The sequence below is a fragment of the Streptacidiphilus neutrinimicus genome, from assembly GCF_000787815.1.
Lineage (GTDB): Bacteria > Actinomycetota > Actinomycetes > Streptomycetales > Streptomycetaceae > Streptacidiphilus > Streptacidiphilus neutrinimicus.
On the sequence record NZ_BBPO01000003.1, the window covers coordinates 240,238 to 250,159 of the forward strand.

General features: G+C 74.0%; 10 protein-coding genes. 4 read left to right on the forward strand and 6 right to left on the reverse strand.

Translation table 11 applies throughout. The annotated features are described in order from the left end of the window. Positions 1-135 precede the first annotated feature (135 nt). Positions 136-1,143: a proline racemase family protein gene (locus tag TR48_RS04120; RefSeq protein ID WP_042364427.1), complete on the forward strand. Its 1,008-nt coding sequence runs from the start codon at positions 136-138 to the stop codon at positions 1,141-1,143. Between the two features lie 13 nt (positions 1,144-1,156). Here the strand turns inward: TR48_RS04120 and TR48_RS04125 are convergent, their stop codons facing one another. After that, positions 1,157-2,269, reverse strand: a complete 1,113-nt coding sequence (locus tag TR48_RS04125; RefSeq protein ID WP_042364428.1) for a sugar ABC transporter substrate-binding protein — start codon at positions 2,267-2,269, stop codon at positions 1,157-1,159. Positions 2,270-2,417: 148 nt separating this feature from the next. Continuing rightward, complete coding sequence (locus tag TR48_RS04130) at positions 2,418-3,725, reverse strand: alpha/beta fold hydrolase (protein ID WP_042364429.1); 1,308 nt, start codon at positions 3,723-3,725, stop codon at positions 2,418-2,420. 136 nt (positions 3,726-3,861) lie between these two features. On the opposite strand from TR48_RS04130, the gene TR48_RS04135 reads away from it, so the two are divergent. Beyond that, positions 3,862-4,509 (forward strand): GntR family transcriptional regulator, encoded by a 648-nt coding sequence (locus TR48_RS04135; protein WP_042364490.1) that lies wholly within the window; start codon positions 3,862-3,864, stop codon positions 4,507-4,509. A gap of 1 nt (position 4,510) precedes the next feature. On the opposite strand, the gene TR48_RS04140 is transcribed toward TR48_RS04135, so the two are convergent. Beyond that, on the reverse strand, positions 4,511-4,903 hold the full coding sequence (locus tag TR48_RS04140; protein WP_052442383.1) for a hypothetical protein: 393 nt from the start codon (positions 4,901-4,903) through the stop codon (positions 4,511-4,513). 116 nt (positions 4,904-5,019) lie between these two features. After that, positions 5,020-5,631, reverse strand: coding sequence for a LysE/ArgO family amino acid transporter (locus TR48_RS04145; protein ID WP_042364430.1), 612 nt, complete (start codon positions 5,629-5,631; stop codon positions 5,020-5,022). 65 nt (positions 5,632-5,696) lie between these two features. Between TR48_RS04145 and TR48_RS04150 the strand changes: the two genes are divergently transcribed. Next, the gene (locus TR48_RS04150; RefSeq protein WP_042364431.1) at positions 5,697-6,623 is read left to right on the forward strand and encodes a LysR family transcriptional regulator ArgP; all 927 of its coding nucleotides are present in this window, start codon (positions 5,697-5,699) and stop codon (positions 6,621-6,623) included. A gap of 64 nt (positions 6,624-6,687) precedes the next feature. Here TR48_RS04150 and TR48_RS04155 read toward each other — a convergent pair whose 3' ends face one another. Continuing rightward, positions 6,688-8,148, reverse strand: coding sequence for an MFS transporter (locus tag TR48_RS04155; protein WP_152627780.1), 1,461 nt, complete (start codon positions 8,146-8,148; stop codon positions 6,688-6,690). Positions 8,149-8,251: 103 nt separating this feature from the next. Beyond that, positions 8,252-8,629: a nuclear transport factor 2 family protein gene (locus TR48_RS04160; protein ID WP_042364432.1), complete on the reverse strand. Its 378-nt coding sequence runs from the start codon at positions 8,627-8,629 to the stop codon at positions 8,252-8,254. A gap of 175 nt (positions 8,630-8,804) precedes the next feature. Between TR48_RS04160 and TR48_RS04165 the strand changes: the two genes are divergently transcribed. Next, positions 8,805-9,922 (forward strand): AAA family ATPase (locus TR48_RS04165; protein WP_042364433.1); only part of this gene is annotated, 1,118 nt, incomplete at its 3' end.

A 9,922-nucleotide genomic window follows, 5' to 3' on the forward strand; every position in this document is an offset into this window, starting at 1 on the left:
GCGCGGGAAACTGCGGACAAGCCACCCGAGCAGCTGGTCCTCAACGCGCAGGGCCACCCGCACGCGCAGCTGGTTGCTCGCGCAGTGCCCCGCGCCCCTCAAGGAGTTGCAACGGACTGAGCGAGGACACAATTGATGAAAACGCGTCACATCTACCACGCCGTCGACTCCCACACCGAAGGCATGCCGACCCGCGTCATCACCGGCGGGGTCGGCGTCATCCCCGGTGCGACCATGGCCGAGCGGCGGCTGCACTTCCAGGCGCACCTGGACGACCTGCGCACGCTGCTGATGTACGAACCCCGCGGCCACGCCGCGATGAGCGGGGCGATCCTGCAGCCGCCGACCCGGCCCGACGCCGACTACGGGGTGCTGTTCATCGAAGTGTCCGGCGTTCTGCCGATGTGCGGGCACGGGACGATCGGGGTGGCCACCGTGCTCGTGGAGACCGGGATGGTGCCGGTCACGGAGCCGGTCACGACCGTGCGGCTGGACACCCCTGCCGGGCTCGTCACCGTCGACGTCGCCGTGGAGGACGGCTCGGCGACAGCCGTCACGCTCACCAACGTGCCGTCGTTCTGCGCGCGGCTCGACGCGAAGGCGCACGTGCCGGGGTACGGGGAGATCCGGTACGACCTCGCCTTCGGCGGCAACTTCTACGCCATCGTCGAACTCGACGACTACCGGCTGCCGTTCGACCGCGAGCGGGCCACCAAGGAGCAGCTCCTGAAGGCGGGGCTGGCGACCATGGCGGCCGTCAACGCGGCGGACGAGCCCGTCCACCCCGAGGACCCGGGGATCCACGGGGTGCACCACGTGTACTTCGCCGCGCCCGGGTCGACCGCCGCGCACTCGCGGCACGCCATGGCGATCCACCCGGGCTGGTTCGACCGCTCGCCCTGCGGGACGGGTACCTCCGCGCGGATGGCGCAGCTCCACGCGCGCGGTGAGCTCGCGCTGGGCGCGGAGTTCGTCAACGAGTCGTACATCGGCACGCGGTTCCTCGGACGGCTGGTCGAGGAGACCACCGTCGCCGGGCGCCCGGCGGTCGTGCCCACGGTCACGGGGCGGGCCTGGATCACCGGGACCGCGCAGTACTTCCTCGACCCGACGGACCCGTTCCCCAGAGGGTTCCTGCTCTGACCGGCCGTTCGGGCTATTGCAGGCCGTCGGCGCGGCACGCCGACGCGTACGTCGGCGTGCAGATCTGGCCCACCGTGTAGAGGCCGTCCGCGATCACGGTCTGCTTGATGTTGTCCTTGGTGAGCAGCACCGGGGTGAGCAGGTCCGCGTGCACGTCGTCGCCGGAGGCGCTGATCTTCATGGCGGCGGCGAGCGCGCCGATGTCGCGGCCCTGCAGCAGGTCGACGGCGAGCTCGGCGGCGGCCTCGGCCTCCGGCTTGTACGCCTTGTAGACGGTGTAGGACTGGGTGCCGGCCACGATCCGCTGGATCGCGTCCAGTTGGGCGTCCTGGCCGCCGATCGGGACGCCGGTGAGCCCGGCCGTCCGCATCGCGCTGACGATGCCTGCGGCCATGCCGTCGTTCGCGGAGTAGAAGCCCGCGATGTTCTTCGCGCCGAGCTGGTTGATCGCGGCGGTCGCCTTCTCCGCCGCGACGTCCGGCTTCCACATGCCGGAGGCGTCGTAGGCGACGTTCACCTTGCCCTGCACCGCGGCCAGGAAGCCGCGTTCGAAGTCGATCGAGTTGGGGTCGGCGGCGTCGCCGTCGATCTCCACGACCTTGGCCGACGGCGTGGCGGCCGGGCCCATCGCGTCCAGCAGGCCCTGGCCCTGCAGTTCGCCGACCTTCTCGTTGTCGAACGAGACGTAGGCGTCGACCGGGCCCTGGGCCAGGCGGTCGTAGGCGACGACCTTGATGCCCTTGGCCTTCGCCGTCTCGATGGAGGACTTGATCTGCGCGGAGTCCTGCGCGTCGATCACGAGCACGCCGACGCCCGCGTCGATCATCGTCCGCACCTGCTGCGCCTGCGTCTGCGCGCTGCCGCCCGCGTTGGCGTACCGCACCTGGACGTTCGGGGCCAGGGCCTGCACCTTGGCCTCGAACAGCGGCTTGTCGAACTGCTCGTACCGGGTCGCGGTGTCCTCCGGCAGCAGCAGACCGATCATCTGCGGCGCGGCGCTCGCGCTCCCGTCCGACCCGGCGGCGACGGACGCGCCGCCCGAGCCGGAGCCGCACGCGCAGAGCCCGAAGCCAAGGGCCACGGCCAGTGCGGTGACGGCCGGTGTGCGCTTCAAGCTGCGGTTCATCCGGGCGGTGCCTCCTTGCCGAGGTCACCGGGTGCGGCGACCTGAGTGGCAGGGAGTCAACCGGCGCCGGTGGGCCACGTCAAGAAGTGAACACCCAGCCGTTACCACACGGACATCTTCGTTCACGCTCGAAATCGAGCCCGAGGCCTCACACCTGACCGGCCGCCATGTCCATCAGCCGTCCGAGCACCCGCTCGCCGTCCAGGCGGACGCCGTCGTGCTCCCACTCGTTGGTCACCCAGGCGCGGACCGAGCCGACATCGGCCGCGGTGTGCAGCGACAGCTGGGCGTCGACGTACATGTCGTCGAAGTAGACCGCCGCCGCGACCGGGACCTGGTTGGCCGCGAGGCGGCTCCGGTCGTAGAGGGCGGGCCAGTCGGCGCGTTCGGCGAGCAGCTCGGCCGCGTCGGCGAACGGCCGCAGCGCGGCGACGTCCCGGAACATCCAGGGGAGGATCATCTCGCCGGTCAGCAGCAGCGGGTCGGCGTCCTCGGCGAACTGCGGCAGGGAGTCCAGCACCCGCTGTGCGGCCCAGTTCGTCGCGCCGGACCCCGGCTGGCCGTAGATCGACTCGTGCAGGACGCCGAACAGCGGGTTGGCGACCAGGCCCGTCAGGCGGGCCACCTCGTCCAGGAACACGTCGGTGGGCGCTCCGTCGGCGTCGAGCGCCTCGTCCAGCAGCCAGTGCAGGCGCTCGAAGCCCGCCCCCATGCCCAGCTCCAGCCCGAGGAAGCGCAGCCGCCGGACCGTCAGCAGGTCGCCGTCCGGCAGCCGGGCGGGCTCCTGCGCGAGTCGGCGGGCGAGACGTCGCAGGGTCTCCTGGTCGTCCGGGTAGCGCGCGGCGAAGGCGGCGTTCTTGGCCTGCACACGGGGAGCCGTCGCGCGGTAGACCTCCTCCGCGGTGGCCTCCAGGCCGGCCAGGCCGCCGGTCACGTAGCAGGCGGCGAGGCCTTCGGGCGCCTGGGACAGGTATGTCAGGGTGAGAAAGCCGCCGTAGCTCTGGCCGAGTGTCTCCCAGGGCCGACCGCCGGTCAGCTGCCGCCGGATCAGCTCGGCGTCGGCGACGATCGAGTCCGCGCGGAAGAGGCCGAGGTGCTCGGCGAGCGCGGCTGCGGAGGGGAACCGCGCGGCTGTGCGCCCCGTGATCGGGGTGCTGCGTCCGGTCCCGCGTTGGTCCAGCAGCAGCACGCGGTGGGTCCGCAGCGCGCGGCGCAGCCAGGACGGGTTGCCGGCGGTCGGCCGCGGCGCCTTGCCGCCCGGGCCGCCCTGCAGGAACAGCAACCACGGCAGGTCCTGCTCGGCCTTCGCCGGATCCGCGACCTCGCGGGCGAAGACCTCGACGCTGCCGCGGGCCGGGTCGTGATGGTCCAGCGGGACGGTGAAGGTGCGGTCGGTGACGGCGAGGCCGGGGATCCGGAGGCTACGGCTGCGGGGCTCGGGCAGGGGAGCGGTCATGGGTGCGGCGGGTTCCGTTCTGCGCGGGGCTTCGGCGGTACACCGTGATGGTGCAGGATGATGTTTCACATAACCATGAGCCGAGAGGTCCGAGGTGAACCCGGAGTCCATCGACAGCGACGGCGGCGGGCTCAACCTGCCCTCGGTCCAGGCCCGCCGCAGCCTTCGCGAGCAGGTCACCCACGCACTGCGCGCCGCGCTCGTCGCAGGCGAGCTGCGGCCCGGCATCGTCTACTCCGCGCCGGTCCTGGCGGGCGAGTTCGGCGTCTCGGCTACGCCCGTGCGCGAGGCGATGCTCGATCTCGCCAAGGAGGGCCTGGTCGAGGTCGTCCGCAACAAGGGCTTTCGCGTCATCGGCCTGACCGAGCAGGACCTGGACGACTTCACCGAGATCCGCGAGCTGATCGAGATCCCGGCCACCGTCCGCGTCGCCGAGACCGCCACCCCCGAGCAGTTGGAGCCGCTGCGCGCACACGCCCGCGCCATCGTCGACGCGGCGCGCGCGGGCGACCTGGTGGGCTACATCGAGTCGGACCGCCTCTTCCACCTCGGCCTGCTCGCCCTCCACGGCAACCGCCACCTCGTCGACACCGTGCGCGAGCTCCGCAGTCGCTCCCGCCTGTACGGCCTCCAGACGCTGGTCTCCGCGGGCAGCCTGGTCGACTCGGCTGAAGAGCACGAACGCCTCCTCGACGCGATGCTCGCCCGCGACCTCCCGGCCGTCGAGCGTCTGATCGCCGAACACCTCGGCCACGTCCGCCGTCTGTGGGCGCAGGGCGACTGACTCACCCTGCGCATTGCGAGCCGACGACGTCGAACAACGGCCGGCCGTCCAGCTCTGCGGTGATGTCCGGCGCCCAGCCGCGTGCGAGCGCCTCGTCGAGCAGCGCACGGACCGCTCCGGGCTCGTGCAGGTTCAGCCACCTCCCGGCCGCGGTGCCCACCGCGCCGGAGTGCAGGTAGCCGTCCGGCACGAGCCGCCCGGGCGTTTGGCTGAACACGAGGCTCAGCCGCCCGGCCGTGCGGAACCGACGGAGCGTCAGGATCTCGCGGCAGTCGAGGAAGCGGTGGCGGCCCGTCGCGGGGTCCTCCACGCACTGGTGGTCGTGGCCGACGGTCCACAGATACGTGGCGTCGCCGACGAGGAGCCGACGGGCTCGGCGACTGCGTCTGGGCACAGCGCAGCGTAGCCCGGCGGGCACCGCGCGCGCTGCGCGCTGACCGGCCGTCCCCGTCGCGGGGTTGGGGCGCGTGGGGCGCGGGTGCCGGGTGTCGTCCGACCTCGCCGGAGGCGTCATGCGCCGGCGGCGAGGCTCAGGCCGGTGAGGAGCATGGTGGTGGCGACCAGGGCGTCCAGGGCGCGCCAGGAGGAGGCGCGGCGGAAGAAGGGGGCCAGGAGGCGGGCGCCGAAGCCGAGGGCGGTGAACCAGCAGAGGCTGGCCGTGGCGGCGCCGACGGCGAACTGCCAGCGGAGCTGGCCGTGGCCGGCGGCGACCGCGCCGAGGAGGAGGACGGTGTCGAGGTAGACGTGGGGGTTGAGCCACGTCATCGCGAGGCAGGTGAGGACCGCGCGGCGGCCGGAGTGGACGGCGGGGCCGCTCGCCTCCAGGGACGAGGGGCGGAGGGCGCGCCGCGCGGCCAGCAGCGCGTAGCAGAGCAGGAACGCCGCGCCCACGGCGCGGATCGCGGTGAGCGCGGCGGGCCAGGCCGTCACCAGCACGCCGAGGCCGCCCACGCCGCAGGCGATCAGCACCGCGTCCGAGACCGCGCAGATGGCGACCACCGGCAGCACCGCCTTGCGGCGGATCCCCTGGCGCAGCACGAAGGCGTTCTGCGCGCCGATGGCGACGATGAGCGAGAGGCCGGTTCCGAAGCCGGCCGCGGCGGCGGTGAGTGCGTTCCCCATGGCCCCACCGTAGGAACGGGCCGCCGCTAAGGCCAGCTAAAGGTTTTTACGTACCATTAGCGCTCGTGAAGAACGAGCTGCCGCACGACCTGGTCCGGACCCTCCTGGCCGTCGTCGACGAGGGCACCTTCGACGCCGCCGCGGCGGTGCTCCACGTCACGCCCTCCGCCGTCAGCCAGCGCGTCAAGGCGCTGGAGCAGCGCGCCGGGCGCGTCCTGCTCACCCGCACCCGGCCGGTGCGGGCCACCGAGTCCGGGCAGGTCGTCGTCCGCTACGCCCGCCAGCTCGCGCGGCTCGAAGGGGACGCCAGGGCCGCGCTCGGCATGGATGGGGAGTCGGACGCCGGGACGGCCGCCGCGCCGACCTGGCTCGCGATCGCCGTCAACGCCGACTCGCTCGCCACCTGGTTCGTGCCCGCCCTGTCCGCGCTCACGCAGGACGCCCGGATCCACCTCGACCTGCGGCGCGAGGACGAGGCCCACACGACGGAACTGCTGCGCGAGGGCGAGGTGCTGGCCGCCGTCACCTCCTCGCCCGACCCGGTCGCCGGCTGCTCGGTCCGCCCCCTCGGCGCGATGCGCTATCTCCCGGTCGCCACGCCGGCCTTCGCCGCGCGCTGGTTGACAGGCGAGCCCGGGGACTGGGCCCCGCGCGCGCCGGTGGTCTGCTTCGACCGCCGCGACGACCTGCAGGACGCGTTCGCCCGTGAGGCGACCGGCGGTCGGCCCGCCTCTCGTCTGCGCCACTACGTGCCGTCGAGCGAGGGCTTCGCCCAGGCCGTCACCGCCGGTCTCGGCTGGGGGCTGGTGCCGGAAGAGGAGGCGAGCGCGGGGCTGCGCTCGGGCGCGCTGGTCGCGGTCCTGCCGGACCGGACGTTCGACGTGCCGCTGTTCTGGCAGCAGTGGCGCCTCGACTCGCCCGCCCTGGCGGTCGTCGCCGAGGCCGTCGCCTCCGCCGCCGCGCACAGCCTGCGCAACCCGCCGACGGCCTGACGGACCGCTGCGGACACGCCGAAGGGGTCTTCCGCCGGGCGGCGGGAGACCCCTCGTCTGCGCCCTACCTCTCGCGCGGCAGCAACTGCGTCAGGCCTGCCAGGCCCAGCTCCATCACCGCGAGGACCAGCACGCCCGCCTCGAAGGCGTGGGCGTAGCCGCCGCCGAGGGAGCCGTAGAAGACCAGGCCCACCACCGCCACCCCGACCGCGCCGCCCAGCTGCTGCAGCGTGGTGATGACGCCGGAGGCCGCCCCGACCAGGTGGTTCGCGACGCGGCTCAGTGACGCGCCGGTCAGCGGGCCGAGGACCAGGCCCATGCCGACACCGTCGACGACCAGGCCCGGGATCAGCCACAGCACCCGGGCCGTGCCCGGCGCGTCGCCCGCGAGGCGAGCGCCCTCCCACAGCAGGCCCAGGCCGAGCGCCATGCCGACCGCGCCGAGGGTGACCGCCTGCCGGCCCAGGCGGGCGGCGACCACGTCCGAGCGCAGCGAGCTGGCGAAGTAGCCCAGCGCCAGCACGGTGAAGACCAGGCCCGAGGTCAGCGGGTCCAGACCGCGGCCGAGCTGCAGGTAGAGGGCGAGGATCAGGAAGAACGAGCCCTGCCCGGCCGCGAAGAGCACCTGCGTGACCGAGCCGAGGGCGAAGGCCCGCCCGCGGAAGAGCTCCGGCGGCACGAGCGGGAAGCCGCCGCGCGCCGCCAGACGGCGCTGGTGGGCTGCGAAGACGACGAGCAGGACCACCGAGGCGGCCATGGTGAGCCAGGTCCACAGTGGCCAGCCGGCCTGGCGGCCCTGGATCAGCGGCAGCAGCAGCGCCACCAGCGCGGTGGAGATCAGCGCCATCCCGGCGTTGTCCAGGCGTGGGCGCCTCGGCGCGCGGGACTCGGGCAGGCTGCGACGGACCATCGCCAGCGCGGCGAGACCGACCGGGATGTTGATCAGGAAGCAGGAGCGCCAGTCGCTGCCGAAGACGTCCGCCTTGATCAGCAGGCCGCCGACGAGTTGGCCGCACACCCCGCCGAGCCCCATGGTGACGGCGTAGAGGGCGATCGCGCGGGCCTGGGCGGCGCCCTGGTACGCGGTGCGGATGATGGCGAGCACCTGAGGCGCCATCAGCGCGGCGGCCAGGCCCTGCGCGACGCGGGCGGCGACGAGCAGGTCGATGTCGGGGGCCAGCCCGCAGGCGGCGGACGCGGAGGTGAACAGGCCGAGCCCGAGCGCGAACATCCGGCGTCGGCCGTGGATGTCGCCCAGTCGCCCCGCGCTGATCAGACCGGCGGCCAGGGCCAGCGAATAGCCGACCATGATCCACTGGATCGCCCCGGAGGAGGCGCCCAGTCCGCGCTGCATCGACGGGATGGCCACGTTGACGATGAAGAAGTCGAGCGCGTACATGAACGTGGCGGTCAGGACCACCGGGAGCAGCCCGCGCCGGACACCGGTTCCGCCGGCGTCGTGGGCGAGGCGCTGGTCCGGGACGGCCGGGGTGGCCTGGGCGGCCGGGACACGGGTGCTGGACATGGTCTGCTTCCGCTTCTCTGAGGACTGACGGCGTGCGGAGGTGGGTGTCGGGCCGCGCGGGGCTGTGGGAGCAGCCCCGCGCGGGGCTCGGGGATCCGCGGGCTCAGACCGCGGGCACCTTGTCGAGGAAGCCGTGGACCTGGGCGATCCGGCCCGCGGCGTCGGCGACCAGGACGTCGAAGCCGACCACCAGCGCCTCGCCGCCCGCCGGGCCCAGCTCCCAGCTGAACCGGGCGATGTCGTGATGCGCGTCGACCGGGCCGCCGAGCCGGAAGACCAGCCCGGGGAACTGCGCCTGCACCGCGCCCAGTGTGGCGTCGACCGCGTCGCGGCCCTCCGCCGCGACCAGCGGGTCGGTGTAGCGGGCGTCCTCGGCCCAGCTCGCGTCGACGAGGCGGCGGCGCGCGGCCGGGTCGGTCTCGTTCCAGGCGGCGATGTAGCGGTCGGCCAGGTCCTGCAGGGTGGTGGCGGTGGTGTCCATCCCGGGCTCCTCGTCTGCTCGTTCGCTTCCGTCTCCTTGCAGGTCAAAAAGCTACGGACGGCGGCGCGGGCCGGAATCAGTCGCGCTTAGGTACTTTCCGTAGGGCCGGTGTCGGCGGTGTCCGTCACGGGACGTCGGCCCCCTGGTGTCGGCGGCGCTGGGTAGGGTGCTGGGCATGCTGTACGGACGGGGGCCCGAACAGGCCGCTATCGACGACCTGCTGCGCGCGGCCGCATCGGAGCGGCGCAGCGGGGTGTTGGTGCTGCGCGGCGAGCCGGGCATCGGAAAGACCGCGCTGCTGGACCACGCCGAGGCGTCCGCCGGTTCGCTCGGCGGGTGGACGGTGCTGCGGACGGCCGGTGTGGAGGCCGAGTCCGACCTGCCGTTCGCCGCACTGCAGTTGCTCCTGGCCCCCGCGCTCGACGGGCTGGCCGCGCTGCCGGAGCCGCAACGGCAGGCGCTGGAGCGGGCGTTCGGCCTCGCCGATCCGGACGCTGCCGCGTCCCTGGGCAACCGGCTGCTCGCGGGCCTCGGCGTGCTCGGGCTGCTCGCGGAGCGGGCCGAGTCCGGGCCCGTGCTCTGCCTCGTGGACGACCTCCAGTGGTGCGACGCCGCCTCCGCCGAGGCGCTGCTGCTGGCGGCCCGCCGGTTGCGCGCCGAGGGTGTCGTGGTGCTGATCGCCGCCCGGGAGGGCGAGGGCGCACCCGCCGCGGCCGGCCTGCCCGAGCTGGGCCTCGCCGGGCTCGACGAGGCGGCCGCGGCGCAGTTGCTCGCCCGCCACGCTCCCGACGCCGACCAGGTGACGCGGCGTCAACTGCTCGAACTGGCGCACGGCAACCCGCTCGCGCTGCGCGAGCTGCCGAGCGCCGAGGGCGGGGCTTGCGCGCCGCTGCCGCTCGCGGGTCGGCTCCAACTCGCCTACCACGGCCAGCTCAGCCGCCTGCCCGCCGCGACGCAGACGCTGCTGCTGGTCGCCGCCGCGGAGGAGTCGGGTGAGCTGTCCGTCGTCCTCGACGCCGCCGAGCGCCTCGGCGCGTCCGCGCGGGACCTGCAACCCGCCGAGGCGGCGGCACTGGTCGGCGTCGCCGGGGGGCCGGGCGGGCGGCTCGCCTTCCGGCATCCGCTGCTGCGCTCCGCTGTGCTCGGCCGCGCCCCGCTCGCCCAGCGGCTCGCGGCCCACGCCGCGCTCGCCGCGGTGCTGGACCGGCGCGAGGTCCCCGGCGGCGACGCAGCCGTACGCCGCGCCTGGCACCTGGTGCAGGCGGCCCCCGGCCCGGACGATCCGTCGCCGCC

Excerpts from the sequence above, each read along its gene's own strand:
- TR48_RS04120 (WP_042364427.1), top strand. The coding sequence starts at position 136 with ATGAAAACGCGTCACATCTACCACGCCGTCGACTCCCACACCGAAGGC.
- TR48_RS04125 (WP_042364428.1), bottom strand. The coding sequence starts at position 2,269 with ATGAACCGCAGCTTGAAGCGCACACCGGCCGTCACCGCACTGGCCGTG.
- TR48_RS04130 (WP_042364429.1), bottom strand. The coding sequence starts at position 3,725 with ATGACCGCTCCCCTGCCCGAGCCCCGCAGCCGTAGCCTCCGGATCCCC.
- TR48_RS04145 (WP_042364430.1), bottom strand. The coding sequence starts at position 5,631 with ATGGGGAACGCACTCACCGCCGCCGCGGCCGGCTTCGGAACCGGCCTC.
- TR48_RS04155 (WP_152627780.1), bottom strand. The coding sequence starts at position 8,148 with ATGTCCAGCACCCGTGTCCCGGCCGCCCAGGCCACCCCGGCCGTCCCG.
- TR48_RS04160 (WP_042364432.1), bottom strand. The coding sequence starts at position 8,629 with ATGGACACCACCGCCACCACCCTGCAGGACCTGGCCGACCGCTACATC.